The 26,581-nt window shown below is 44.3% G+C and carries 29 protein-coding genes and 1 pseudogene; 16 read left to right on the forward strand and 14 right to left on the reverse strand.

The window, feature by feature from the left end; translation table 11 throughout:
* The 3 genes from WH95_RS21470 to WH95_RS06435 form a co-directional block, all read left to right on the forward strand.
* On the forward strand, positions 1-686 hold a 686-nt coding region (locus WH95_RS21470), incomplete at its 5' end, for an RHS repeat-associated core domain-containing protein (RefSeq protein ID WP_046504681.1).
* A 13-nt stretch (positions 687-699) separates the two neighbouring features.
* Positions 700-927: a hypothetical protein gene (locus WH95_RS06430; RefSeq protein WP_157845904.1), complete on the forward strand. Its 228-nt coding sequence runs from the start codon at positions 700-702 to the stop codon at positions 925-927.
* 34 nt (positions 928-961) lie between these two features.
* Positions 962-1,465, forward strand: a complete 504-nt coding sequence (locus WH95_RS06435; protein ID WP_157845905.1) for a hypothetical protein — start codon at positions 962-964, stop codon at positions 1,463-1,465.
* A 352-nt stretch (positions 1,466-1,817) separates the two neighbouring features.
* Here WH95_RS06435 and WH95_RS06440 read toward each other — a convergent pair.
* Positions 1,818-2,123, reverse strand: a pseudogene (locus WH95_RS06440) (integrase core domain-containing protein); the annotation flags it as partial.
* A 253-nt stretch (positions 2,124-2,376) separates the two neighbouring features.
* Between WH95_RS06440 and WH95_RS06445 the strand changes: the two are divergent.
* Genes WH95_RS06445 through WH95_RS06455 form a run of 3 tightly spaced genes read left to right on the forward strand, consistent with a single transcriptional unit; the run spans position 2,377 to position 3,765 of the window.
* Positions 2,377-2,826, forward strand: coding sequence for a golvesin C-terminal-like domain-containing protein (locus WH95_RS06445; RefSeq protein WP_046504686.1), 450 nt, complete (start codon positions 2,377-2,379; stop codon positions 2,824-2,826).
* Entirely contained in the window at positions 2,721-3,503 is a 783-nt protein-coding gene (locus WH95_RS06450) for an RHS repeat domain-containing protein (RefSeq protein ID WP_157845906.1), read from the forward strand. The genes WH95_RS06445 and WH95_RS06450 overlap by 106 nt, the downstream gene beginning before the upstream one ends.
* A gap of 1 nt (position 3,504) precedes the next feature.
* Complete coding sequence (locus tag WH95_RS06455) at positions 3,505-3,765, forward strand: hypothetical protein (RefSeq protein WP_046504691.1); 261 nt, start codon at positions 3,505-3,507, stop codon at positions 3,763-3,765.
* A gap of 176 nt (positions 3,766-3,941) precedes the next feature.
* Here WH95_RS06455 and WH95_RS06460 read toward each other — a convergent pair whose 3' ends face one another.
* The 3 genes from WH95_RS06460 to WH95_RS06470 form a co-directional block, all read right to left on the reverse strand.
* On the reverse strand, positions 3,942-4,454 hold the full coding sequence (locus tag WH95_RS06460) for a type II secretion system protein GspK (protein ID WP_157845907.1): 513 nt from the start codon (positions 4,452-4,454) through the stop codon (positions 3,942-3,944).
* A gap of 114 nt (positions 4,455-4,568) precedes the next feature.
* Positions 4,569-5,375 carry a serine O-acetyltransferase gene (gene cysE, locus WH95_RS06465; RefSeq protein WP_046504696.1) on the reverse strand — a complete coding sequence of 269 codons (807 nt, stop codon included), beginning with the start codon at positions 5,373-5,375 and terminating at the stop codon, positions 4,569-4,571.
* Between the two features lie 249 nt (positions 5,376-5,624).
* Positions 5,625-6,530 carry a LysR family transcriptional regulator gene (locus tag WH95_RS06470; RefSeq protein WP_046504699.1) on the reverse strand — a complete coding sequence of 302 codons (906 nt, stop codon included), beginning with the start codon at positions 6,528-6,530 and terminating at the stop codon, positions 5,625-5,627.
* 110 nt (positions 6,531-6,640) lie between these two features.
* Between WH95_RS06470 and WH95_RS06475 the strand changes: the two genes are divergently transcribed.
* Together WH95_RS06475 and WH95_RS06480 are read left to right on the forward strand one after the other, a co-directional pair.
* The gene (locus WH95_RS06475) at positions 6,641-7,885 is read left to right on the forward strand and encodes an MFS transporter (RefSeq protein WP_046504701.1); all 1,245 of its coding nucleotides are present in this window, start codon (positions 6,641-6,643) and stop codon (positions 7,883-7,885) included.
* Positions 7,886-7,966: 81 nt separating this feature from the next.
* A complete protein-coding gene (locus tag WH95_RS06480; protein ID WP_082114022.1) occupies positions 7,967-8,515 on the forward strand; it encodes a GNAT family N-acetyltransferase in 549 nt (182 codons plus the stop codon).
* A gap of 30 nt (positions 8,516-8,545) precedes the next feature.
* On the opposite strand, the gene tcyN is transcribed toward WH95_RS06480, so the two are convergent.
* The 3 genes from tcyN to tcyJ all read right to left on the reverse strand — a co-directional run bounded on the left by tcyN (position 8,546) and on the right by tcyJ (position 10,862).
* Positions 8,546-9,319: an L-cystine ABC transporter ATP-binding protein TcyN gene (tcyN, locus tag WH95_RS06485; protein WP_046504703.1), complete on the reverse strand. Its 774-nt coding sequence runs from the start codon at positions 9,317-9,319 to the stop codon at positions 8,546-8,548.
* 1 nt (position 9,320) lies between these two features.
* On the reverse strand, positions 9,321-9,986 hold the full coding sequence (tcyL, locus tag WH95_RS06490; RefSeq protein ID WP_046504707.1) for a cystine ABC transporter permease: 666 nt from the start codon (positions 9,984-9,986) through the stop codon (positions 9,321-9,323).
* A gap of 69 nt (positions 9,987-10,055) precedes the next feature.
* A complete protein-coding gene (gene tcyJ, locus WH95_RS06495) occupies positions 10,056-10,862 on the reverse strand; it encodes a cystine ABC transporter substrate-binding protein (protein WP_046505355.1) in 807 nt (268 codons plus the stop codon).
* A gap of 384 nt (positions 10,863-11,246) precedes the next feature.
* Between tcyJ and WH95_RS06500 the strand changes: the two genes are divergently transcribed.
* Positions 11,247-12,494, forward strand: coding sequence for a threonine synthase (locus WH95_RS06500; RefSeq protein WP_046504710.1), 1,248 nt, complete (start codon positions 11,247-11,249; stop codon positions 12,492-12,494).
* Positions 12,495-12,588: 94 nt separating this feature from the next.
* Here the strand turns inward: WH95_RS06500 and arsC are convergent, their stop codons facing one another.
* The 4 genes from arsC to WH95_RS06520 form a co-directional block, all read right to left on the reverse strand.
* A complete protein-coding gene (arsC, locus tag WH95_RS06505) occupies positions 12,589-12,993 on the reverse strand; it encodes an arsenate reductase (glutaredoxin) (protein ID WP_046504712.1) in 405 nt (134 codons plus the stop codon).
* A 66-nt stretch (positions 12,994-13,059) separates the two neighbouring features.
* Positions 13,060-14,106: an ACR3 family arsenite efflux transporter gene (gene arsB, locus WH95_RS06510; protein ID WP_046504714.1), complete on the reverse strand. Its 1,047-nt coding sequence runs from the start codon at positions 14,104-14,106 to the stop codon at positions 13,060-13,062.
* 47 nt (positions 14,107-14,153) lie between these two features.
* Positions 14,154-14,501 carry an ArsR/SmtB family transcription factor gene (locus WH95_RS06515; protein WP_046504716.1) on the reverse strand — a complete coding sequence of 116 codons (348 nt, stop codon included), beginning with the start codon at positions 14,499-14,501 and terminating at the stop codon, positions 14,154-14,156.
* A 147-nt stretch (positions 14,502-14,648) separates the two neighbouring features.
* Positions 14,649-15,080 (reverse strand): GNAT family N-acetyltransferase, encoded by a 432-nt coding sequence (locus WH95_RS06520; RefSeq protein ID WP_046504719.1) that lies wholly within the window; start codon positions 15,078-15,080, stop codon positions 14,649-14,651.
* Between the two features lie 737 nt (positions 15,081-15,817).
* Here WH95_RS06520 and WH95_RS06530 point away from each other — a divergent pair.
* Positions 15,818-16,237 carry a GNAT family N-acetyltransferase gene (locus WH95_RS06530; protein ID WP_218044462.1) on the forward strand — a complete coding sequence of 140 codons (420 nt, stop codon included), beginning with the start codon at positions 15,818-15,820 and terminating at the stop codon, positions 16,235-16,237.
* A 168-nt stretch (positions 16,238-16,405) separates the two neighbouring features.
* Positions 16,406-17,398 (forward strand): oxygen-dependent tRNA uridine(34) hydroxylase TrhO, encoded by a 993-nt coding sequence (gene trhO, locus WH95_RS06535; RefSeq protein WP_046504726.1) that lies wholly within the window; start codon positions 16,406-16,408, stop codon positions 17,396-17,398.
* A 70-nt stretch (positions 17,399-17,468) separates the two neighbouring features.
* On the opposite strand, the gene WH95_RS06540 is transcribed toward trhO, so the two are convergent.
* The 3 genes from WH95_RS06540 to WH95_RS06550 all read right to left on the reverse strand — a co-directional run bounded on the left by WH95_RS06540 (position 17,469) and on the right by WH95_RS06550 (position 20,724).
* Entirely contained in the window at positions 17,469-18,542 is a 1,074-nt protein-coding gene (locus WH95_RS06540) for a flavin monoamine oxidase family protein (protein WP_046504728.1), read from the reverse strand.
* A 134-nt stretch (positions 18,543-18,676) separates the two neighbouring features.
* Positions 18,677-19,444, reverse strand: a complete 768-nt coding sequence (locus tag WH95_RS06545; RefSeq protein WP_046504730.1) for an SDR family NAD(P)-dependent oxidoreductase — start codon at positions 19,442-19,444, stop codon at positions 18,677-18,679.
* Between the two features lie 275 nt (positions 19,445-19,719).
* Positions 19,720-20,724: an alpha/beta hydrolase family protein gene (locus WH95_RS06550; protein ID WP_052741843.1), complete on the reverse strand. Its 1,005-nt coding sequence runs from the start codon at positions 20,722-20,724 to the stop codon at positions 19,720-19,722.
* A gap of 279 nt (positions 20,725-21,003) precedes the next feature.
* Between WH95_RS06550 and WH95_RS06555 the strand changes: the two genes are divergently transcribed.
* The 5 genes from WH95_RS06555 to WH95_RS06570 all read left to right on the forward strand — a co-directional run bounded on the left by WH95_RS06555 (position 21,004) and on the right by WH95_RS06570 (position 26,581).
* Positions 21,004-21,972 carry a helix-turn-helix domain-containing protein gene (locus tag WH95_RS06555; protein ID WP_157845908.1) on the forward strand — a complete coding sequence of 323 codons (969 nt, stop codon included), beginning with the start codon at positions 21,004-21,006 and terminating at the stop codon, positions 21,970-21,972.
* Positions 21,973-22,572: 600 nt separating this feature from the next.
* Positions 22,573-22,737: a hypothetical protein gene (locus WH95_RS21260; protein ID WP_157845909.1), complete on the forward strand. Its 165-nt coding sequence runs from the start codon at positions 22,573-22,575 to the stop codon at positions 22,735-22,737.
* Positions 22,738-23,204: 467 nt separating this feature from the next.
* Complete coding sequence (locus tag WH95_RS06560) at positions 23,205-23,591, forward strand: MerR family transcriptional regulator (protein ID WP_046504734.1); 387 nt, start codon at positions 23,205-23,207, stop codon at positions 23,589-23,591.
* Between the two features lie 156 nt (positions 23,592-23,747).
* On the forward strand, positions 23,748-24,551 hold the full coding sequence (locus WH95_RS06565) for an ABC transporter ATP-binding protein (RefSeq protein WP_046504736.1): 804 nt from the start codon (positions 23,748-23,750) through the stop codon (positions 24,549-24,551).
* The gene (locus WH95_RS06570; protein ID WP_082114023.1) at positions 24,548-26,581 is read left to right on the forward strand and encodes a long-chain fatty acid--CoA ligase; all 2,034 of its coding nucleotides are present in this window, start codon (positions 24,548-24,550) and stop codon (positions 26,579-26,581) included. Before WH95_RS06565 ends, WH95_RS06570 begins: the two co-directional genes overlap by 4 nt.

Genomic DNA, 26,581 nt, shown 5'->3' on the forward strand with positions numbered 1-26,581 from the left:
ATGGGGCTGAGGAATCTATCCTCGGTTCTGCGGTCATGAACCTGCGCATGCCCGGCCAATACATCGATGAAGAAACCGGACGCGGCAGTGGATCAAGCCTGACCCACCCACTCTACTACAACTACAACCGTGACTACGATCCCGCCACAGGCCGATACACACAGGTCGATCCGATCGGACTGGCAGGGGGAGTGAATACTTATGCTTATGCTAATGGAAGTCCCAAGAGATATATTGACCTTGATGGCCTTTTAGTCCGCAATGGTGAAGGTGGAATAATTGACAGAATATGGGATGACTTTAGGAGAGGCTGGAGGGATCACAATAGAGAGGATTATTGCCCAGTCCCGTCTGGCCCATTAGATCCAAGTGCTCCGTTACCTCCTCCTGCCTTACCAAGTGAGAAAAGTGATGGGGAACCGGGAGATGGGAGTGATAAGGGGAAAGAGCCATCTCGACCAGGGAAAATGCAAAAGGAAGTCGAGAAAGGCCAAGCTCCTAAGGATGTAGATCGTGTTGATCCTCCTCATATTGATGGACAAGAACCTCATATACATTATAAGGACGGCACAAGTTCTAATCAGTCGGGTTCAACTCATGACAAATACAAAGGATCACCCAATCCTAGTAATAAAACTAGAAAGTGGTTGAAGAAACACGGTTGGACTCCACCTCTTAAAAGCTAAGGTTGTTATGAAAATGAAAATTTATGGCTATAGTGAAGAATCTGAGAATTTAAATAGAATGAAAGAGGTTTCATTATTGTGTAATAGTAATGATTTGGAATTAATTATCCAATTTTTAAAATATACGCAAAATCAGTTAAAGGAACATGGCAAAGATTTTGGACATGAGCACTTTAGAGATTGGTTAAAGCAGGAAAATATAGACTTTGTTGGGTCTGATATAATTATTGTTGGAGAATGAGAGTACTCTTGGTGAAATATTTTCTGAATCTGATATGAGTGAACATCGCAAACAACTAAAAGAAATTCCATTAACTAAAACGAAGAAATATTTAGAAGATATTGCATTTGAACTGGAGATGGAATCTCTTGGGGCTCCAGTTATGCCCGATGATATTTTTGCTCTTTATGTTGAGCTGTTTGAAGATATTTCATTTTGTCTTAAGAAGGGTTCATATCACTTTGTTGCCAGCTTATACTCTAAAGTAAATAAACTTTCTGACAGTCAAAAAAATCAACTATTAGATATTTTTGTGGTTAATTTTTCTCAATATGATGGACTTGATTTTCGGCTGTGGGTTTGTAGTTTTATTGCCAAATGTTATTCCAATGAAACAGCCTTAGGCGTTTTTGAAAGTTTTGCCGAGAAGTATGAATTTGACGTAATTGCTGATGTGCTTGTTGCACTGGAGACTATTATGTATCGATTGAAAAAAGAAGGTTTAGAGACGCAGAGAGCAGTGTTGCTTTATAAGAAAATTCTTCAAAAAGATGCATAATTAAATAATGCATTATTTAATCTCAATAACACGCACTATTTTTCCCTGTTGCTCCCTATTTAACATTGCAACCAACCTGAAAACTTTCCGTCTGGAACGCGTTCTGTAGTTTTGTATCTCAAGTGGTAGTGCATTGGGGTTTGTCGGACTCAATGCACCTTCTCCGCCCAACAATAACTCTATAAATTCAGGTGATGCGAGTTCCGGATCTAAGCCGCGTTGTTGGCTAGTCAGGGTTATATGAGGCGCGATTTTCTCAAAAAGATCCGGGGATATTCCAAGCAGGCCCTTTACTTCCTGAAGTGTTGTAAAAGGCCCATTGCCGGTGACCAGCTCCCCAATGTGTCCTCATTTATAAGTTAGCTGTGTTTGTGTTTTGATCTGTTGTTGACTTGGTAGCATATTCATATGGTGTTAGCCCCTTGAGGCTGGTGTGGGGTCTTTGAGTATTGTAATCCCTTCTCCAACTCTCAATCAATTCCCTTGCATGAAGATAGCTCAAGAACAGATGTTCATTGAGGCATTCGTCTCTTAATCGGCCATTAAAACTCTCGACAAATCCGTTCTGCATAGGCTTTCCGGGGGCGATATAGTGCCACTCTACCTTTTGATCCTTCTGCCATTTCAGGATTGCATTGGAGGTTAGCTCTGCACCGTTTAACCGTTTAATATCATTTCTGTCCCGCCAGTCCAGCACGGCGGCTGTCAGGCTATCCGGATCTGTTGCGCCAGCACGGTCAAAAAAGAGTTTGATAAATCCTTTCGGGGCTGCATTGAAATCAACACGCCCGCCTTCGTCGGGGATGATTCCAGTGATTTTGTTCTGGATAACACCTCTGCGGATGCTTTTGGCACCGGGGCGTGGGCAACCAATACCTGGCTTAAAGGTGGCCGGTATTGGGGCGAGAACTATGGCCAGCAACAGGCAAGCGACAACAGATGTCTTTACCTGGGCGCCAAGTCTGGCCAAGCCGGGTCGTTATCGTCTCTATACCCGTTGGGCGGCTGCGGATAGCTATGCCAAGGAAGCGGAATATACGATTCACCACGCCCGCGGTAGCAGTGTTGTTGTACACGATCAGCAACAGGAAGGTGGACGTTGGAAGAGCCTTGGTTCCTATGATTTTGTACCAGGGCAAAACCATCGCATAGAACTGCGCAATGCTGACACGGGTAAAACGGTGGTTGCGGATGCGATCTACTTTGAGTGGGTTGGGGATAACAGGGGGGGGGCACGGCGGATGCGGCGCGTTTTGTGCAGAATGATGCGCAAGAGATTTCCTATATCCTGTGGGATAATCTCTTTACCCCGAAGAAGCTTGTGGACAGTTCGGGCGCGGTTGTCTGGGATGCGGCGTTAAGACCCTATGGGGCTGAGGAATCTATCCTCGGTTCTGCTGTCATGAACCTGCGCATGCCCGGTCAATACGTCGATGAAGAAACCGGGCGCGGCAGCGGATCAAGCCTGACCCATCCGCTCTACTACAACTACAACCGCGACTACGATCCTGCCACAGGCCGATACACACAGGTCGACCCCATCGGACTGGCTGGGGGTGTGAATACCTATGCTTATGCCAATGGAAGTCCAAGGAGATACGTTGATCCGAAAGGATTGCAAGCTGTGTGTATAGGGAGGCGGTGCCAGGGAAATTATATAGAACCATTACATCCTTTGGGACCTCTAGCCCCCTCAGGACCAGGTGAGATGCCAAATTTTGGCGTTTGTGGATTAGGTCTTGCTATTGCTATCGGTATCATGGCTAGTCAAGAGGATGGGGATGAAAAAGAGGAGGGGAAAGCAAAAAAGAAAGGGGGAGGGAAAAATGCTAAACATGCTAATCAAAAGAAGAGAGATGAAGCTGCAAAAAAATATAAAGAAGCAAAAGAGAGATATGAATCTTTGAAAAGCCAGCCCAATAAAACTCCAGCAGTCAAAAAAGAAATGGAAAAAGCTAAGAAAGCAATGGAGAAGGCAAAAAAGGATATGAATTTTACAGGTGAGCATCATAGTGGAAAAGCAAAGGGTAATCGATAATATGGAAAAATATACATTTTTTCTTGAGTGGGACGGTGGAACATATATATCCCAACGTTTATCTGTTTCTCTTGATGCTGCAATTAGTGACTGGTCGGAAGACATAGATATGATTACGATAGGAGCGCATGAAGATTCAAAATCAAAATTTATTCTTGATCTTAAGGATGAAACTCCTGTAGCGGTTGATGAGGTAACTTCTGTTTGGTGTATGTGCGTTTCTATAGAAGATAAGTTGGCAATAATTCATATCATTAAATGATATGAAGAGATCGTTTCATTAGTTATTTTTTTAGGTGAATGAGTACCCTGCGAACCCAATAAGTCTTAATTATTGTTTTTGAAAAACTTGCCGAAGAATATGAATTTGTAGTGATTGTTGCCTTAGACACAGAACGGGCAGAGTTACTTGATAAAGGTGCATAGCTAAATAATGTATTATTTTACCTCAATAATACGCGTCATTCTTCCTTGTTGGTCTCCATTCAATGTGGCAACCAATCTAAAAATCTTCCGTCTCGAGCGTGTTCGATAATTTTGAATTTCAAGCGGCAGTGCATTGGAGTTTGTATGACTCAATACACCTTTACCTCCCAATAATAACTCAATAAATTCAGGTGAAGCGAGATCCGGATCAAAGCCGCGTTGTTGGCTTGTCAAGGTTATATGAGGGGCAATTTTCTCAAAAAGATCCGGGGATATTCCAAGCAGGCCCTTTACTTCCTGAAGTGTTGTAAAAGGCCCATTGCCGGGGCCGTAGGTACGGCCTTGTGCGGTGTAGTCTCTGCGCTCTGCACCGTTTAGCCGCTTAATATCATTTCTGTCTCGCCAATCCAGCACGGCGGCTGTCAGGCTATCCGGATCCGTTGCGCCCTCTAATACAGCTTTTGTTTGGGCGCTTTCTTTTGCTGTCTTTACCAAAGCGATGTCTGTACGGGCAGAAAAAATCATTCTGCCGACAAGCACAGACAGGGCAATGGAAACCCACAAGGCTGCAATAAGGGCTAAGCCTTGTGGGGGAGTAACAGAATTTGTGCTGCTAAATTTACTTTATAGTGAGCAAGATCAGTCTATTTTGGGTAGGCTTTGGTCCATTTCGCGGGCGGGTTGCGGGCAGCAGCTGCCGACAATTTTTGCGGGGACGCCGACGGCTGTGCAATGTGCAGGCACGTCTTCCAGAACAACCGATGTTGCACCGACCTTTGCGCCGCGTCCAATTTCAATGTTACCGAGAATCTTGGCCCCGGCGCAGATCAGAGCGCCTTCGCGAATTTTAGGATGACGATCCCCAGTATCTTTACCTGTTCCCCCCAGAGTAACGTTCTGTAACAGGGATACGTTGTCTTCTATCACAGTGGTTTCGCCAATCACGACGCCTGTACCGTGGTCAATCATGATGCCCTTGCCAATTTTTGCCGCCGGATGGATATCCAGACCAAAAACCTCTGATATCCGATTTTGCAAAAAGAGCGCCAGAGCCTGTCGGTCATTATTCCATAGCCAATGGCCTAATCTGTAGCATTGCAGGGCATGGAAACCTTTGAAATAGAGGAGAGGTTCCAGATGGGATGTGCAGGCGGGATCTCGTTCAAAAACGGCAATGATATCTGATCTGATAGATTGGGTTATGCTTGGGTCTGCGGAAAAAGCGTCTTCAAATACTTGACCAAGAAGTCGGGCGGGAACTGCATTGTTGCCTAGTTTTTCCGACAGCATGTAGCCAATTGCCTTTTCCAGACTGTTATGATTGAGCATGGAAGATTGCAGGAACCCCGATAAGACAGGCTCTTTCGCGAGCATTTCATTGGCTTCTTTACGGATATAGGACCAGATGAGATCGGTTGTATCGGTTTGCTCTGCGACATACGCCATTTTGTGTTCCTTTTCTTGGATAGCCGTCGAGGACAGTAATGGGAGCGCGTCTATCCAGAATTCATATTATACAATGATATAGGCAAGAGGTGTGATATTTTAAATGAAAATTTGTGATAACAGCCATTAACTATATTTATGAGCCCTCATATTCCGTGTGTATTTTACGTGTGTATTTTTGGGGGTGTATTTCAGGCCGTACATCAGAGGAGCCTGTTACCCAAGTTTAAACATGAGTTGTTGTTGTATTTATGATTGGCAATGCAAAGCGTCCGTCAAAAAGCTGAGAAAAGCATCCAGTTTGGGGGACAGTTCTCTTTTTTGTTGATAAACAGCAAAGCGATCGCGCTGACTTTGGGTGTAGTCCGGCAGAACGTGAACCAGTTTTCCGGATTTAATATCATCAGCCACCATATAATCGTTCAAGTTGGCAATACCAAGCCCTGATCTGGCTGCATCACGCAGTGTATAGTAGCTATTTGTTTTGAGCCTAGGTGTAATATCGACATGATATTGGGTTGTTTTATTGCTCATGGACCACCGCTGGGCCTGTGCCATTGCGGAATACACCAGTGTCTGATGCTTGGGCAGGTCATCGGGCGTTTTCGGTTGTCCTGATTGCTCTATATAATGAGGAGAAGCGACGAGAACGCGTTTTTGGGCGATCAGCTTCAGGGCAAAAAGCGAAGAGTCCGGCAGGCCTTTACTGGAACGAATAGCAAGATCATATCCCTCTTTGGTGATGTCGCGGAGCTTTTCCGTCAGGTCCAGATCTATGTTGATGTTTGGATATTTCTCAAGAAAAGTCGACAGACGTGGCCCCAGAAAATACTGTCCAAAAGCGGTAGGGGCCGTAATGCGCAGGGTGCCCGATGGTTCGTTCTGAAGGCTGCCGATTGTTTCTTCAAGTGTGACGACATCTCCTAGAATATGGTCACACTGGTCGTAATAGTATTTGCCAATATCTGTTAAGCTCAGGTTTCGTGTTGTCCGATATAAAAGTTTAGACTCAAGCAATTGTTCCAATTGCGAAATTGCTTTGCTGACAGAAGAGGCTTTCATGCCCATTTTTTCTGCCGCTTTATTAAACGCGCCGGTTTGTACAACAGTATGAAAAACTGTCATCAGATGAAATTTATCAGAAGGGCGCCGCATAATTAGTTCCTTAAAAGAATTATTAAGTCAATTATTCGGGCAATTATCAAGGTTTAATGGAAACTATATTCTTGATGGTGTTGATAAAGGCACAACAGGAATATCTTTAGATGCACTCTCTTTCTCGTTCGAAAAATTTATATCTTCTGGTTCTGTCAAATTTTATGACATCAATCGGCCAAGGGGTTGCGTTGATCGCAACGCCCTGGTTTTTGATCAATTCCAATGACGGTTCGGCCGTATTTGGTGTTGTCGCTTTTACCGTGAACCTTTTTATCTTTTGCACGGCGCCATGGTTTGGGGTTTTTGTTGATCGTTATTCGCGAAAAGGCATGATGATCACTATCCGCATTGTACTGCTTCTGTTATTGGCTGCGTTATTCGCACTGTCCTATCTTGAACAGTATCAAGCCCCTTTAATGGCAATGTATTTTGCCTTGGGGAGTTTGTTTTTTATTTTAAATCAATCTGCCCGTTCAGCCTTTATTCAAGAGGTTTTTGACGAGGGGCACTACGCCAAAGTCAATTCTATTATGGAGGTGGAGGGGCAGGCCGCGGCTGTTGTGACCGGGGCTATTGCAGCCGTCATGCTGCGTCATTGGTCACTTCAGGAAATTATTATGCTGAATCTGGGCGCTATTTTTGTGTCTCTTGCTGCGGTTTGTGTTGTTAGCTATCAACACCAGATTAGGCCTTCTGAAGACAAACCGTCATTTTTATCCGAATTTATGGTTGGGTTAAACTATTTGTGTCGGCATCCAAAATTGACAGTTTTTGTGCTTAGCAGTGCGACACCTTACAATTGTGTTCAAACTGGTAACTACTTGGTTCCTATCGTTTTGGTCGTTCTTTTGTCGGAAGGGGCGGAAACGCTTGCGCTATATGAAATTATCTTTGGGTTGGGGGCTGTCGTTGCCGGGCTTACCTATGCCTGTCTGTTTAGCGCACGTTCTCCGACACAGGTTATTCTATTTAACATGTGTATTTTTTCCCTGGTTCTAGTGGCACAAAGCTTTTCGCCGAACCTTTTTACGGTGATTTGGCTGGCACTGTTTCTCGGGATTGCAAATAGCTCACTTCGAATTGCGCGTAACAATTGGCTTATGACTGTGATCGATCCTGTGGTATTTGGGCGGGTTATGACCACAATCCCCAGTTTGTTCCTGGGAATGAAAGCGGCCTTGATCGGTGTTGTTGTTTTTGTTGTCGAGAATTGGGGACCTCACGCGGCGATTGGAACGTTGTGTGTTTTCCAGCTTCTTTCTCATCTAATTGCCTGGTACAGCTATCGTGCCGGGCTATCCTATGGGGTGCAGCAGGATGCCCTGGCACAGGATGTTCCACAAAAAGCCTAAGAGGAATATTCTGGAGCAAGATCCAAGGGTTTGTTAAGTAAATAGCTTATTTATTCTTCTCACTGTTCACAAGTATACTTCATGTCCGGCTCTATTTTTGATCTCTTGCCACTTGAAACACCAAGGTTACGTATTCGCCAGTATCGGGACAGTGATCTCGAGCCGACGAGACGGATGAGCCAGGATGCCGGGTTACGAAAATGGCTGCCGTCTGGTGTGTATAGCGATCAAGAACATGCTGACTATGTACGGGTTTCCGGAACGGCCGATGCCAAGGATTTTGTTGTCGAGGACAAGGTCACTGGCTGTGTTGTTGGGGAGATGACTTTTCATCTTTGGTTTGTCGAGAAGACCTGGGAGATCGGGTGGCTTATTCTTCCTGAGTTTCAGGGGCGAGGCTATGCCAGCGAAGCTGCCCGTGCTTTGATTAAAGTAGGGTTTGAAGAGCTTGGGCTGCATCGAATTATTGCAACCGCGCAACCGCAAAACCCGGCTTCCTGTCGTGTCATGGAAAAGATTGGTATGCGACGCGAAGGCGAGTTTCTACAATGTATTCCAAGGCCGGATGGAACGTGGTGGGATGAAGTTTTATACGCAATTCTGGCCAGCGAGTATCAAGCTGTGGATTGAAGGCGCCCTGTAAAAAGGTCCGGGAATAAGCTATTGCTTCTCGAGTATCTTTTTAAGGAACTTTTTGGTTCTTTCGCGTTTGGGTGCTGAAAAAAGCTCTTCAGCAGGGGCTTCTTCGACGATCTGACCATCGGCCATGAAGATGACGCGGTCTGCGACATCGCGGGCAAAGGCCATTTCATGGGTCACGATGACCATGGTTCTTTCTTCGGTTGCGAGCTCTTTCATGACGTTTAGAACTTCGCCAACCAATTCAGGGTCCAGGGCTGATGTCGGTTCGTCGAAAAGGATCACATCGGGTTCCATGGCAAGAGCACGGGCAATTGCTACTCTCTGTTGTTGCCCGCCAGACAGGGCCGAAGGATAGGCATCTTCTTTGTTGGCCAAACCAACTTTCTTAAGAAGTTTACGTGCTTTTTTTGCTGCGGAACCGGGCTCTTCGCCTTTTACAATAACCGGGCCTTCGGTAATATTTTCCAGAACCGTTCTGTGTGGAAAGAGGTTAAAGTTCTGAAAGACAAAGCCAGCGGATTTCCTTAAGGCACGGATGGCCTTTTTTTGTTTCTTCAGATCCTGTGATGCATCAACGCTTGTGCTTGAAATCCGGACGGTACCGCCGTTGGGTGTTTCCAAAAAATTGAGGCAACGTAACAGGGTTGTTTTGCCTGATCCACTGGGACCAATAATTGCAAGTACCTCGCCTTTGTGTACATTCAGATCAATGTCAGAGAGAACGTGGTTGTTATCAAAGGACTTTTTCAAACCCTTGACGGCGATCATTGTCTCTTTGTTTGTGCTGTCCATCTTAGTTCGCCCTCAAATGACGGTTTGATCGTTGTTCCATTTTATTTTGTAGTCTGGCGATAATGATACAGAGGATCCAATAGATCGCAGCTGCGCTAAGATACATGGCAAACACTTCGTAAGTTCTGGCTGAAATGAGCTGTGCCTGTCGAAACAATTCGGGTACCTGAATTGTTGCTGCAATCGCTGTATCTTTTATGAGGCTGAGGAATGTGTTGCCCAGGGCTGGTAAGGCGACGCGGATTGCCTGTGGCAAGATGGACCGCCGCATTGCCTGCGCCGGGGTCATCCCAATGGAATAGGCTGCTTCCCAGTGGCTTTTATCAACGGACTGGATTGCCCCGCGTAAAATTTCCCCTGTGTAGCCACCAACGTTCAGGCTAAGGCCCAGAAGGGCGGCTGGAATAGGGTCCAGTCTAATACCAAATTCGGGCAGTCCGTAGTAAATCAGGAAAAGTTGGACGATGAGCGGTGTCCCCCGGATGAAGGAAACGAAGAACATAGCTGGCCAACGAATTAACCTGGTGGGGGAGAGGTGCATAAATGCAATAAGGAAGCCCAGACTTAACCCGAGGATCATTGATCCAAGGCTAAGGCCAACGGTAAAGCCAGTTCCCGTCATCAAGAAGGGAGCTGATTTCAGGATAAGGTCGATTATTGCATCCATGAATTTACCATTTTATTGATTTGGCCGGGTGTCAGCAGCCTTGGGTTAAGTCTGGGCCAGTTTCACAGTTTATTTTGTCGCGTCCAATTTAAACCATTTCTGGGAAATCTTTGCGAGTGTACCATCGGCACGCAATTCATCTAAAGCTTTATTCAAAGCATCAAGAAGGTCGGCGTTATTTTTGCGAAGTGCAATACCCATGCGTTGTTTGTCAAATGGCTCGCCCGCGGCAACAATACGACCACCAGAGTTTTCGAGAAGATAAGTCGCGGCCAAACGATCGTTTAGGAAGGCATCGAGGCGACCAACCAGAAGATCCTGTAGCTTTGTTGCGTTGTCGTCATAGGTTGAAACATTTGCTTCGGGTACATTCTTGTTTAGCCACTCTTCGTAGTTGCTGCCCAGACCAACACCAACAGTCTTACCGGAAAGATCTGCGGGGGTATTGAAATCTGACTGTTTGTCTTCGCGGGTAATGACCTGAATACCAGATACGGTATAGGGTTGTGTGAAGTCATATTTCTTTTGGCGTTCTTCGGTAATTGTTACCTGATTGGTAACGATATCAAAACGCTTCGTTTCCAAACCGGCAAGCATGCCATCCCATTTTGTCGGGACAAACTCTGCGTTTACGCCAATACGTTCTGCCACAGCTTTTGCCACATCAACTTCAAAGCCGACAAGTTCACCGTTTTCATCTTGGTAGTTGAAGGGGGGGTAGGTTGCTTCCAGGCCGATCAGGATTGTGCCACGATCTTTGATTGTGGATAGCAGCTTTTCGTCACTTTCAGCATTGGCAGCAGAAAAGGAGAGGCCAAATGCGGTTGCTGCAAAGGTTGCTGCAGAAAGAATTTTTTTTATGTTTATGTAGCTCATGATGATTCGCTTGTTCTTGAATAAAAAGGTTCGTTTGGCGTTGATATGAACCATGCAAATAGGTGTTTCAAGCTATTTAACACTTCAAAATGTGAATAGCTGGTATTCACAATGTTTTGGTGTATTAATTTTCTTAATTATTTGTCACAAAAGAAGAAATTTTTGAAACTTCTTTAGATGTGCTTTTTGAATGGTGATCAGAAAAGACAAATCTAGGAAAGCTGTCCCTAAAATGTGTAAGAAATTTTCTTTGTCTCTATTGGGGCGATCAATCATAGTCTTGATATGGATTAGTAGATACCCTTTGTGATTTCAGCTTCCTGACTTCATTCCCTTAGTTTGTACCCTTAATTCGTACCCTTAATTCATACTAGGAGAAATTTGATGCCGTCCAAGCCTTCTTATGATCCCGCTATTGCGGGTGAGTTTCCAACTTTTGTGACACATCTTGAGTGCTCTTATACAGGTGAAAGGTTTGAATCAGGTCAGTTACACGGGCTTTCCCCGGCAGGAAAACCCATTCTGGTTCGTTATGATTTAGAAGCCTTGAGCCAAGCTGTTTCCAAGGATGAGTTAGCCGCAAGGCCCGGAGGGTTTTGGCGTTATCGGGAATTCTTGCCTGTGCGAGAGGCCAAAAACGTAGTTAGTCTGGGCGAAGTTATAACACCCTTGCTTTCTTTACCTACTCTGGCAGGGAAGGGTGGGGAACTGATTGTTAAGGATGAAGGACGGCTTCCCACTGGTTCTTTCAAGGCGCGTGGATTGGCGCTGGCGGTGTCTATGGCAAAGGAACTCGGGGTTCGACGTCTTGCCATGCCAACAAATGGGAATGCTGGCGCAGCCATGGCGGCCTATGCGACACGAGCAGGTATGGAAACGACGATTTTTTGCCCGGACGATACCCCGGAAGTGAATGTATCCGAGATCGAGTACCAAGGCGGAAAGGTCTATCGTGTCAACGGATTGATTAATGACTGTGGAAAAATTGTTGGTGAAGGCAAAGAACTCACGGGGTGGTTTGACTGTTCAACCCTGAAAGAGCCTTATCGTATTGAAGGCAAAAAGACGATGGGGCTGGAGCTCGCCGAGCAACTGGGATGGGATGTGCCAGATGTTATTTTTTATCCCACGGGTGGCGGGACTGGTCTTATTGGTATGTGGAAAGCCTTTGATGAGTTAGAGGCTATTGGTTGGATTGGATCCAAGCGGCCCAAGATGGTCGCTGTACAATCCACAGGATGCGCGCCGATTGTCAAAGCCTATGACGATGGAGAGGAGCATGCACCCCTGTGGGAAAATGCCTATACTCATGCATCAGGCATACGTGTGCCCGTTGCTGTGGGCGATTTTCTAATCTTAAGAGCAGTACGTGAAAGCGGTGGTTTTGCCATTGCGGTGACAGATGAAGCGATTGCTCTATCCCAGGCAGAGGTTGCGCAAAAAGAAGGTGTTTTACTTTGTCCTGAAGGGGCAGCAACCTATGCGGCCTATAAACAATCGTTGCAGGATGGTCGTATCAAGGAAAGTGATCGGGCGGTTCTCTATAACTGTGCAACTGGTTTAAAATATCCCATGCCGACGATTTCCCGTACTTTAGATAAAAACCAGCCCATTGATTTTTCTGCAATATAATACTTTTTTTCGGTGCCAATGCTAATGCTGTTTTATTGGACACGGATTTGATGTCTTTGAGATCTTAATAGGGAAATACAAAGAATTGTGATTATTATGATGCGATGATTATTTCGCCATCTTCCTTTGTGAAGGTTGCGCCAGAAGGAACGTTTATCAGTGAAAATACTGTTTCTGACGGCCTACATAATAGAGTGCCCTTATCTGTGCAGACTATAGGGCGATTTACGAGGATGGGGTACTCTAGCATTGCTTCGAAGATGCTGGTTTCTGAAACGGTCGTGTCCAGTAATCCCAGCTCTTTGGCAGGAGATTTTGTCGTTCGCAATGCTTGTCGTGGTGTTAGGCTGGATTTGTTCAACAAATCATTTAGTTGTTCACGCTGCCAACCTGTTTTTAGGTATTCAACAATTTTCGGTTCGCCATAAAACTGTCTTATAATATTCAGAACATTCCGTGATGTTCCGCATTCTGGGTTATGATGAATTGTGATTGTCATTGCTTTGATCTTTGAAATTTGTGTGCCACACCAACCGACTTCAGAACTGTTTATTTTCAGAACTGTTTATTTTCTGGGGAAATAGATTTGGGTTCTATTCGCAAGGGCAACCAACGATAACATAACGGGGACTTCGACCAGCACACCGACAACCGTGGTCAGGGCTGCGCCTGAATTCAATCCGAATAAACCTATCGCAACAGCAACAGCCAGTTCAAAAAAGTTTGATGTTCCGATAAGTGCGCAAGGGGCTGCGATCCGGAAGGGTACTCTCATAAACCAGGCGGCAAAATAGGCGACTGCGAAAATACCATACGACTGAACGAGTAGTGGGATGGCTATGATAATTATAAGTGTCGGGTTTGCGAGTATTACATTACCCTGAAAGCCAAAGAGAAGAACGACGGTTGCCAAAAGACCTAATATTGAAAAGGGCTTTAGAGCTGCGGTGAAATTTGAAATCGCTTTGTTTGTTCTATTTGTGCTGAGGATGATTTTACGGGTTACCACTCCGGCCAGTAATGGGACAATAACATATAAAACAACACTAAGAACCAGGGTACCCCATGGTACAGGAATATCTGTAACGCCTAAAAGAACGGCGACAATGGGGGCGTAAGCAAAGATCATAACCAGATCATTTATACTGACCTGTACTAATGTATAGTTTGCGTCACCTCGGGTTAGTTGAGACCAAACAAATACCATTGCTGTACATGGTGCTGCACCCAGCAATATTAACCCTGCAATATATGAATCAGCATCTGGGGCTGTTATTAAGTCTATAAACAAGAACTTAAAAAAGAAAACGCCAAGAGCTGCCATTGTAAATGGTTTTATAAGCCAGTTTATGACCAGCGTTATAAAGAGACCTTTGGGTTGCTCTGCCACGTGGCGGATACTACCAAAGTCAACCGATACCATCATTGGATAGACCATGGCCCATATGAGCACGGCTATGACGAAGTTGACATGTGCATATTCGAAAGAGGTAAGGAGGCTAAAGATATCGGGCCAAATTTGTCCTAATACAATGCCTAGAACTATTGATAATGTTACCCATAGTGAAAGCCATTTTTCAAAAATTCCAATACCGTTGTTCTCTGTCGACATTTCAGATCTACTTTTTGTACTTATAGGATAGGGGTGAGGTTTTGCCGTTATTGTTGAGCATTGTCAGGGGTGCAGGCAATTTTATCGATAATAGGCTGGCAAAGTTCTGGGTTCCCGCCGCAACAATCTTCCATCAAGAAAGTCAGAAGGTTCTTCATTGCTTCAAAATCGACAAAGTACCGTATTGTCCGCCCTTGTCGTTCTTTGCGTAGCAGGTGTGAGTTTACCAGGATCAATAAATTTGTTGATGCTGTATTCGGCCGGATATTAAGGGTTTCGCTAATTTCGCCCGCCAATAGACCGTTATCCCCCGACTTTATGAGTAAGCGGACTATTTCCAACCTTGTAGGTTGGCTAAGGGCTGAGAAAATTGATAGTGCTTTATATATTTCCATATTTCATGAATAATGGAAATATTAGAGTGTGACAAGTGTTTATTATTAGGATTTAGATTTTAAAAGCCTGACGCGGGATGATTTTGTGGCGTTCATGCCACGATCATTTTGTCTGTTAAAGTTGAAGTTATCTGTTCTATTCAATTATCATGCGTTGATGTTATCGGAAGATACAAAGGAATAAAGGTTAACATCCTGTCTTAATTGCCACCCTTTTGATTGCCAGAAGTAATTCGCGATACCGTTATCTTTGAAGACAAAAATATGGGTTTTTTCGATGCCAATCCTCGCGAGATTGCAAACGCATTCCCTGAAAAGCTTCTCGCCAAGTCCAAGTTTTCTGTATTCAGGTTTTACGATTAGATGTTGTAGGTAGCCCCTGCGCCCGTCATGGCCACACATGACACAGGCAATAATATTGTTCTTGTCTTCAACTACGAAATTGAGGTTGGGATTCCGTTCCAAATAAAGCTGTGTTGCTGCATAGGAATCTGCGTCGCGTAAGGTTACTCCGGGTGTTTCCTTAAATAACGTTATCAGTTCTGGATGGTCGGATGGTAGCATCTGGCGTAGTTGCATTAAAAATTATCTTTGTCGATGGTTCGTAAAATATTTCAAAGCTTTGCATCTTGTTAACAATATTAGAATAAACAGTTTCTGTCGTTTTTCCTATCTTTAGTTGGTTGAGTATGTAAGGGGGGTAGATTGGGGAAAATCTCACGTTTAGCAGTTATGCTTTTTATCATCGCGTTTCTTTGGGGGTGCAAGGAAAGTAGCGACACTTTTGAAATGAAGATGATAAGTTTGAGTAAGACAAACATTGGGGTGAAAAACCTGGATACACGAAAACTTGAGGGGTGTGTTGTTCTATTGAATGGGGCGAATGGATTTTGGCACGAACCCGAAAGATCAGAATTCAACAAAGGGGAAAGCCGCACCTTTTCACTGTCGCGATTTTACAGCGTAGGCAAACGTCAATTCGACTATAGAGTTGATAGGATTTCGCGGGTTTCCGTTAATTGTAAAAAACCACTTGGGTCTGCATTACTGTTTGAGAGCAACCAGAGCTTCAATGGTTTCCTCAGGTAGTTTGTGCTTTTCAGATACACTTCACTAAACCGTGACAAGAGAACTCTTTTTGTAACTTGATCCCTTGAAAATCAAGTGCTTGAATGTGTGCTCTTATAACTAGAGCAGCTTTGAGCCCTATGCATTCAAAAATTGATAAAAATCCAAACGATAAACAAGGCACTGGCGTTAGAGCTGAGGAACAAATTAGTTTCGTGCAATTGCGTGATGTGTCAGAGGATGAGATTATGTCTCATATGTCTGATCCGCGTGTAGCAGAGCATATGCCATTGCTCACATTCAAGTGGGATAAAGATGCCCTTGTTAAGTTTATTGCTGCCAAAGAGGAATGCTGGCGTCGGGATGGGCTGGGACATTGGGCGATATTGTACCAAGGAACCTATGTCGGATGGGGTGGTTTCCAGAAAGAAGGCAGCGAATGGGACTTTGGACTGGTCTTGAAGCCTGAATGCTTTGGTCTGGGACAAAAAATAACCAAGAAAGCGCTGGTCTTTGCCAAAGCTGACAGTCGTATCCCTTTTATAACGTTCTTGCTCCCTTTATCCCGGACAAAAACCGCAGCGCTGAAAAGACTTGGCGCTAAATTTATTGAAGAGATAGAACTGGAAGGTGCTGTTTTCAAAAAATACAAACTTGATACAGCCTAATTAAAGAGTATTGCTCGCCCATCTTGAATGAAAGCGTCGTTAAGGCAAATGGAACACTGCAACTCAGCTATGATGTCGCATGTTCTTGATGTTTTTTTTCACCTTTGATATATAGCCGCCACATATTGTAGCTCTGGTTTTACGTTCCAGCCCGCACAAGGAAAGAGAATGTCAAAGATTGTTGTTTCGGCACTGTACCACTTTGCCGTTTTGGAAGACTTTGAAAGTCTTCGCGAACCACTTCACAAATTCATGCTTCACCACGATGTCAAAGGCACATTGTTGCTTGCACGCGAAGGTATTAACGGCACTGTTGCATCTTCCCAAGAAGGAATTGATGCGCTTCATGCATATATTCGCGCAGATGAACGCCTAAAGAATGTGGTGACGAAAGAGTCCTATCACGATGAAATGCCATTCCATCGTACCAAGGTAAAGCTCAAGAAAGAGATTGTTACCATGGGGGTTGAAGGCATTGATCCGAACCAGATCGTTGGCACTTATGTCAAGCCAAAGGATTGGAACGAACTGATTTCAGATCCTGATGTGGTTCTGGTTGATACCCGGAATGATTATGAAGTGGGAATTGGCACCTTTAAAAATGCCATCGATCCCAAAACAGCAACCTTCAGAGAATTTCCGGCCTACGTTGAGGAAAAACTCTCAGACGCAAAAGATAAAAAAGTTGCGATGTTCTGTACTGGCGGTATTCGTTGTGAAAAATCAACCGCCTACTTGAAAGAGCAGGGCTTCAAAGAAGTTTATCATCTCGAAGGTGGCATTCTGAAATATCTGGAAGAAGTACCGGAAGAAGAGTCCCTGTGGGAAGGTGAGTGCTTTGTGTTTGACAGCCGCGTTGCGGTGAAACACAACCTTGAAAAAGGTATTTACGATCAGTGTTTTGCCTGTCGTATGCCAATTACCGAAGAAGACAAACAAAGCAAACACTATCGTAAGGGTGTTTCCTGTCACCATTGTTATGAAAGCTTGACCGACGAGCAGTTAAAACGCTTTGAAGAGCGCGAAAAGCAAATCGAGCTTTCCGAACAGCGTGGCGTTGATCACATCGGGGGGGAGGTTGCTTCACTTATAGAGAAACGCCGCGAAGAAAAACAGCAGATGAGAGAACAACAGAAGAAGATTACCCTGGGACAAGAATGATCTTTTTTGGGTAGCTGAGTTGTTGGTGTTGAAGATTTGGGCGGGGGCAATATTGATCCTGCCCAAACTTTTATGTGTTCCGCATTTTGACAGACATCTCTTTCAGAAATTCTTCTGCGGCAATCAAAGCGCCCTCCAGATATCCACCTTCGGACGGGGCTAATTCACTTCCAATAAAGTTAATCTGCCCGCTCCACAGGTCTTTCAGGCTTTCAGGTTTTCTGTAATGAGGATGTGCCTTTAGTGGCTCCATATCTTTTACGGTCGCTGTAAAAGGATCTTGTGACCAATCTTTGATAATGATTTCAAGTGGCTGTGGGGTTGTGTTACCAAACAGACGCTGGATTTGTTCTGTTATCAGGTATTTTAGCTGTGTTTCACCCAGGGTTTGCCTTTGTGTTCCGGATCCGCCAAGAAAGCCAAAAAGTGCATAGTTATTATTGGGTGACGAAGCATCGTGAATTTCCATCATGGGGCCAATGCGGCTAAAGACCTGTCCAGAAAGGTTGTGATCCTTCCAGAATGGGCGCTGGAAACGAATGAGTGTTTTGGCATGCCCGGCCATCCAGGTTGGAATGGCGCGCATATCCTTGCGGATATTCTGGTTTAACTCTGGAACAAACTGAATAGTGCTTTCAACCAGGCGCGGTGGAAGTGCAAAAATAACATTTTCACATGTAAATTTTCTGACTCCATCGTTCTTTTCTGCTGTGATTTCTATTGTGTCTGTTTGCTTTTCAACAGAAATCGCTTTGTGGTTCAAGAGGATGTGTGGCGTTGGAACCTGAACTTGCAGTCTATTGATCAAACTGGATATACCACCCTGAATTCGGTATGAGATCATCTTATATTGATTTCCTGACAAGCGTTCTGAGAATACTGTGGGATCTTCGTAGAGTATATCACCAGTATTTTGCTGTTCGAATATCTGGAGGTCCAGTTCTTGGACTAGATCCATCATATGCCGCTGTCCCGGCCAGAACCACGTCGGTCCAAGGTCGAATGGGGTGGATGTTTTTATGCGCCCTCCCAAGCGGTCACGCGCTTCAAGGAGTAGAAAGTTTTCTCCCTGTTGGGCCAGACGGTAGGCGAGGTACAATCCGCTTAAACCTCCACCAATGATTACGAGAGGGAGCCTGTTCATTTGGTAACCTTCAGTTTTCGTTTTATTATCGGGGGTCTTTCAGTGGTTAAGCATCGTGCCGATACAAAGAACAGACTTTAAACATCATCGTGACGTGTTGATTAAAGCCTGTTCTGTTTTGAGCAGTTTAGTACTTAATTACGACCCGTCATTACTCCGCCATCAGTATCCCAAATTGCACCCGTGACCCATGATGCAGCATCCGAGAGCAAGAAACTGATTACTTCAGCGACATCAGTTGGCCGGCCGACACGGCCGATCGGATGAAAATCGCTGAATCCCCCGGTGAGCGTGTCTTCAATTTGATCCGGTTCGATAAAAGAACTAAAGATCGGCGTCACAACAACAGCTGGTGAAACAGCATTTACCCGGATATTGAACTCTGCAAGTTCCATGGCCAGATGCTGTGTTAAAGAATGCAATCCTGCTTTTGCCATGGAATAGGCAGAAGAAGGGGTTGCTTTGATCGCCTGTTTTGCCCACATGGATCCAATATTTACAATTGAACCACCATTATGTGTTTTCATATTTTTTGCAACGGCTTGTGTTATAAAGAACAGGCTTTTGTTCAAGTTGTGGTAGCTATCGAAATCATCATGATTATGATCGAGAAACGTGACGGGTTTAAAGGTCCCTGCGGCATTAACCAGCCGTGAAATATGACGTTTCTCTGCTTTTACTGTTGAAATGAATTGCTGAACCTGATCTGTATCTTGAAGGTCAACAGCATGTATTTCAATTTGACCTGATCCATTTTGCCCCAATTCTGATTTGACCGCTTCGAGTTTTGTATGATCCCGACCAACGAGAATCAAATTTTGATCCTTGTTCCGTAAGGCCCGTGCTGTTTCTTTTCCCATTCCACTTGAACCGCCAACAATTATCGCAACCGTATCAGTCATTAATTTATCCAATCTATCTATAGGTAGGTGAGTTGTTTCTTTAAAATGGTAGTGTTGAGAAAATTGTCAATAAATTTATCTATCTATGAATAGGTAAATTTATAAATATTTATTTATAATGAGTCTAAGGTATTGTTTTGTTTGCGCTTTTTTTTGAGGGTTGATTCGTGGATGAGAATGGATAATACCAACTCAAGATCAAAAAACTGTTGAACGAGATCTGTCGCGCTCAACAGTTTTGATGAAAAGGTAATAAACTTCAGGAAATATCTCTTCTATCTGGCAGTAAGGTTTTTATTGAAGAACCTGATCACTTCTTCATTAAATTCTTTTTGGAATTCTTTTCTGTTAAAAGTGGGGGCATCGACGCATACCATATTCCAAACCCTTGGATTTTGCTCTTGCAGAACAGGATTGCAGGGAGAGAGAAAGGCAAAGTGTCCGGCATTTTTAACCAGATGATATTCCGGTTCCTGGGGAAGAGATTTAAAGATCAGATCAGCATTGCTTTCTGTTGGTACATTCAGATCATTTGTCCCGGACCAGAGTTGAAGAGGGAGTGTGATCCTTTTTAATGCCGATTGGTCAAAGGCAAAGCCAAAACCCGGCGCGACCACGACTGCGGCGGAGATCCTTGGGTCGTGATGCCAGTCATTAACAGGAAGTTTTGCCAGCTCAGTAATGGCTGGTTGGTTATTTATGCCAAGTTTACAGGCGATTTCCGATGGATTTTTTTGACAATGAGTAAGCAGTCTATGGATGTTTGGAACGCCACCACTTGAAACTAATGCAGTGTAGCCCCCGGCAGAAAACCCAAAAATACCAATTCTGGCTGGATCAATATTTGCCCTGCCAGCCCAGTCGTTGAGCAGATGATCTATGGTCAGTTTTATATGTCGGGGACGATCCAGCATCCAGCGTTGTGGAGGGTAACTCTCGTCTTCATAGTTGTTTCCGGTGTGGGTCGGTGCTGCTGCAACATAGCCTGCATCGGCAAGTGCTTTCGCTGTGCTGGCATGCCCGCCCATCCAGCCGCCATAACCGTGGGAAAGCAGGATTAGAGGATGAGAGCCCGGCTTTACAGGGCTATCTAGCGCTAAAGCTTGGCGAAAGGGCGTGTTTGCTTCATTGGGAGACGCACTGTCGCTTGGATACCAGACACCAACCTCTATAATCCTATCGTTAGGGTCGGTTACGAATATTCGTTGGAATCCTGCTGCCTGTGCGTATCCAGTGGTTAATACGAATAGTGTGCTTATCAGGGATATAAGAGCTTTCAATTTATGACACCTTTTCTTTCATGGAAGAGGAATTTAGAGTTGCTCTTTGGTTTTGACAGCGTTGGTTGAAAACTAAGACCTAAAACGTGATTTAGGTCGTTCTGAATCGCGATTTAGTCATAATCGCTATGACTTTGTTTTCGTACTTGGTTATGTTTCTCTCAGACTATGTGCACAGCTTCTGTCCGATAAATCTTTTTTCATTAGGTCTTTATGCTATTTATTCCTCTCTCTTTTGTTGTGGCTTTGTTGCTACTTATATTTCTTGCTCAAGGAATTTTGAGCGGGGGAACTCTGCAGAAAAGCCGTCTTTTTCAAATTTTGATTATTCTTTACGCCGTTCTTTCTGTGCTGATTGGGGTACGTTGGGGATACGGCATACTGACATTTCTTCCTCTACAATCAATTTTAGCTGCAAGTTGGGCATCCCTAGCATGGTTGAGCTTTCGGAGCTTTGTTCATCAAGGAGGACAAATCTCTTTTTTAAAAGATTGGTATCATCTTTTACCAACTCTTCTGGTTGTAGCCCTGGTCCAGGTATGGCCCGACCCGATTGATATCGTTTTAATTGTAATTTACTTGTTTTATGGGCTGATCCTTTTAAAGTTGGCGTTATCCGGGCCTGATCGCCTGAATGCTGTTCGATTGTCCGAAGCTCCTCGTACTCATTTGGCCCTATGGGTGACGTCTCTTATTCTGATCGCCTTTGCTGGCGTTGATATTTTTATTTCCTATGATTTTCGATTTATGGATGGTCAACTCTCGGGAATGGTTGTCTCGTTTGCGAATGTGCCTGCTTTATTCGTTTTGGGGGTTGCGGCATCCGTTGTCGGGCAAACTGTGTCAGATCCAAACGGTGACATTGAGGATCCGAAATCAAGTCGTGGTATCGAACCGGAAGATCAGGACGTTTTGATTAAAATAGAAAAGCTGCTTGATGAGAAAGCAATTTACCAAGACTATAATTTAAGCTTGAATCGTCTTGCCCGAAAAAGCGGTATTACTTCCCGACGTATATCAGGGGCGATTAATCGACTGAAGGGACAGAATGTATCTCAGTTTATTAATGAGTATAGGGTTGCAGAATCTTGCCGCCGTCTGGCAGATACAAATGATACCATCACGAATGTTATGCTGGAATCTGGTTTCCAGACCAAATCGAACTTTAACAGAGAGTTTAAAAGGGTAACGGGACTAAGCCCGAAAGACTGGCGACAAGAATACCCAAATGTTCGATATAAGCTATAAGAAGCTGATGAAAATTTAGCGGTATGGACAAAGTGCAACAGTATGTGTTGCTGATTGGTAACACTTTTGTTGAAATTGCTTTTCCGCATAATTTTAATACTTGGCAAATAAATCCAATACGGGTATTTGTCCTTTGTGAACTACTTTAAGCTTTGACAAGGAACGATTTATGACCCGTATTTTAGCCTCTGCATATACCCGCACGAGCGCTTTCGGGAATCGTTTTCTCAAAGCTTTTGTTGCTCGTGTTTTCGGATCAGCATTTCGTGGATGTTCTCGGTCATAACAAACTGAGAAATTCGTCTGCTGAGTGTCACATCTAATTGGCACTGACTGTTCGAAAAATAGTATTTCACCTTTTCACACAAAATTTAAAAATACGACCTGACAAACTTGTTTTGCTTATGGAGTTCTTGTCACCTTAATGGTGGTTTGAGTGTCTTCATTTGTTGAGCTTTTAATTACTGTCCCCAAAGGTTTGGGGAGGGGAATTGAGATGGGTTTTTATCCTGTGATCAGGAGGATAATGTTTAAATTCTGAGTGTTACACGAGTAACTATTCAAATCGAGCGGTCGTGCTTTCATTTTATGGAGTAAGTCATGGCTAGAGTTTTCAAGCTCTTTATTCATATTTTTTCTCGTATCCAGGCAAAAGGCATCTCTGGTGATGTTCGAAATCTTCCTGCATCAATCCGTAGGGATATCGGATTGCCTGCAGACCCGGACCCACCAATAGGGTCTGGTTTTACCGGGTATCCTTGGTAAAGAGATAGATTAAGCGGATGTATTACGCTTAATCTCTTGGTCGAGGTCAGGTTGAATTTGCAGCTTGGCCTCGGCTTAGGTGAGCAGATGTATAGTTGCTGATGAAGTTGATAGTGTTGTCTAGGTAATAAAATTACAAAATCTATTGTCTTCGAATGAATAAATAAGGTCGAATATCCAGAATTTAACAGGTTATTTTCAGGATTCTAGCATTAGAAAGAAAAAAATCTGCTTTTTTGCAGATCTTGGATGCAAATTTATATGTTTATCTGCAAATAAGCAGATGTCATTATTGTTGTCAAGTAACCAGTATATGTAGTGTTTTCAGTTAATATTATTGTATATCAGGTGGTTAAGAGGTGGTTTTCTTGGAATGGAAACGTTGTCTTGTGCTAACTGCCTCTAAAAATAATCTGGGAAAATAATAATTTAATTGACCTTTACGTAAGATGTTACAAAGATAAAGTATGAATGAACAGGGCTTGTATAGCATCACGGAACTAACGCATGAGTTTGGGATTACAACCCGAACCTTGAGGTTTTATGAGGGCAAAAATTTACTCAACCCACATCGGGAAGGGCGAAAAAGGTTATACACTTCGCGTGACAGGGCAAGATTAGTACTGATTTTGCGTGGTAAGCGCTTGGGGTTTTCCTTGGCCGAAATCAGAGAAATCATCGAAATGTATGATTTGGAACCTGGTGAGAGTGGTCAAATTCAACGTTTGCTCGAGTGTATTGCTAAACATCGTTCCAAGCTTGTGGAGAAGAGGGAAGATATTGATGAAATTCTCTCGGAAATGGCGCGTGTAACTGCTGTCGCATCACAACGTTTGGATGAATTAAAAAAATAAACCTGTTCAAGTTGTTAGAGACGTGACCTGCAAGGTCATCGAACCGTGTGTCGACGAATTCCTTTCACTCGTGTGAAAAGAATTTTCGCGATGCCAATAGGATAGTGGCAAGATTTGTCGCGGACAGGGAGAAGTTGTTTGGTTCAATCGGGCGACATGTTGCTCGAGGCGAAAGGTATTAACCTTCGCTTTGGCGGAATTCGGGCTTTAACTGATGTCAGTTTTTCTGTCCGCAAAGGAGAGGTCTTCTCTATCATCGGGCCCAACGGGGCTGGTAAAACCTCGATGCTTAACTGCATTTCTGGACGGTATAAACCTCAAGAAGGTGAAATTATTTATCGGGGAAAGAACCTGATTGGGCGATCAATCAACGATCGTGCTGCAATGGGAATTGGGCGAACCTTTCAGAATTTGGCGCTTTTTAGCCATATGTCTGTACTCGATAATATCATGGTTGGCCGTCACCACCTGCTGAAGAATAACTTTTTTACGGGCATGCTTTACTGGATTGGCGGGGCGAGAAAAGAAGAGCTAAAGCATCGGCGCGATGTTGAAGACATAATTGATTTTCTTGAAATTCAGCATGTGAGAAATGAGCCCGCGGGAACATTGTCTTATGGTCTTCGAAAACGCGTAGAGCTTGCCCGGGCAATTGCTATTAATCCGGATCTTATTCTTTTGGACGAGCCGATGGCGGGTATGAACCTTGAAGAAAAAGAGGACATGGCCCGATACATTCTTGATCTTAACGAAGAACTAGGTGTCACCGTTGTTATGATTGAGCATGACATGGGGGTTGTGATGGATATATCAAATCGCGTGATGGTTTTGGATTTCGGCAAGAAAATAGCCGAAGGCCTGCCAGAGGAAGTCATGGAAAATGAGCATGTTAAGCATGCTTATTTGGGGGAAGAAGATGAGTTACTCCATGATGATGAAGCAGAGGCGGCAGCACTATGAGTAACAAAGAAAAAAAGCCTGATCTAAGTGTTGTTGGTAATGCACACGTAATTGCCGGTAATGATATTGCCTGGAATGCAAAAGCCTCTGACCAAGTTGACGTTGAAGTCTATGACACGCTCCCAAAAATTCTTGCGTACAATGCTGCTCATTTTCCAGATGATGTTGCGCAACGTGAAAAGGAATTCGGAATCTGGAATCGCTTCACCTGGAAAGATTTCAACGACCACGTCGGACGGATGGCCCTTGGAATGGCTTCATTAGGGGTTAGCCAAGGTGACACGGTTGTCCTGATTGGTGACAACAGGGTTGAATGGGTTTGGGGCGAAGTCGCTGCACATGCCTGTCGTGCAATGAGTATGGGTATCTACCGCGATGCATTGGAAGATGAAATTGCCTATCTTACGGACTATACAGAGCCAAAGGTCGTAATTGCCGAAGACGAAGAGCAGGTAGATAAGTTTCTTAATCTGGAAGACCGGATCCCATCAATCAAACATATCATCTATACTGATCCCCGCGGGATGCGTAAGTATGATGATCCTAGATTAATGTCATTGGAAGATCTGGAGAAATTAGGACAAGCATCGCTGGATCAAGACGGTAATGCCTATGATCTTTTGATCAGTGAGACAAATACAGATGACGTTGCGGTGCTTTGTACAACATCAGGAACGACATCCAATCCCAAGTTATCAATGTGGCCGCACCGGGCGTTTTTGGGGCATGCAGCTTCGTATCTGCGGGCTGATCCCAAGACCTCGGCAGACGAATACCTTGCTGTTCTTCCCCTAAGCTGGGTGATGGAACAAATGTACTCTGTGGCTTGGAATTTAATCTCTCGCATGAAAGTCAACTTCCCCGAAGAACAGTCGACTGTGATGGCTGACCTGCGGGAAGTTGGACCCAGTTTCGTACTCTTGGCGCCTCGGGTTTGGGAAACAATTGCCGCCGACGTCAGGGCGAGAATGATGGATTCCAGCCCCTGGAAACAAAAGATGTATGATTGGGGGGCTAAAAAAGCTTTAGAGGCCTTGGAAAACGGACAGAAATCCTCTGCTGCTGAATGGTTGTTGATGCGTGCGCTCCGCGATCGTCTCGGATTTAAAAATCTAAAATCCGCGGCGACGGGTGGTGCTGCGATGGGGCCCGATACTTTTAAATTTTTCCTCTCTATGGGGATTCCCTTGCGTCAACTTTATGGGCAGACAGAGGCACTTGGGGCCCACACAATTCATAAAGCTGATGATGTGAACCATGAAACGGTTGGCTCTCCTATGCCTGGTGTCGAATTACGGATCGATAACCCGGATAAAGAAGGTCTTGGTGAGATCGTTGTCAACCACGACAATATGATGCGGGGCTATTATAAAAACGAGGCAGCAAGTAAAGAGACTTTTGGGGATGATGGTTGGTTCCTGACGGGGGACGCTGGCTATTTTAACGATGACGGACATTTAGTTGTTATCGACCGTATCAAGGATTTGGCAAGCACAACATCCGGTGTGAAGTTTTCGCCGCAATACATTGAAAATAAATTAAAATTCTCAACTTACGTTGCTGAGGCTGTTATTTTGGGGGCTGATAAACCCTATCTAACTGCGATAATATGTATTCGATATCCTATTGTGTCCAAATGGGCTGAAAAGCGGCGTCTTCGTTTTACGACCTATACCGATTTGTCTGCGCAACCTGCTGTCTATGAACAGTTGCGGAAGGAAGTGGAGATCGTGAATGCGACTTTGCCACCGGCGCAACAGATCAAAAAATTCCTGCTGTTATATAAAGAGCTGGATGCGGATGATGGCGAACTCACGCGGACACGTAAGGTACGACGCGGTGTGATTGCTGATAAATATGGGGATATCATCGATCGACTTTATTCGGATGATGATCATGTTGATATTGATACCGTTATTCATTTTCAGGATGGATCAAAACAACGCATTGTTACCACGCTTAATATTGAAAATTTAGGGTCTGATGGTTCAAGTCTTCGACCAGAAAAACAACAGGCTGGGGGACGCTAA

Source organism: Kiloniella litopenaei, assembly GCF_000982415.1.
In the GTDB taxonomy this organism is placed as follows: Bacteria; Pseudomonadota; Alphaproteobacteria; order Kiloniellales; family Kiloniellaceae; genus Kiloniella; species Kiloniella litopenaei.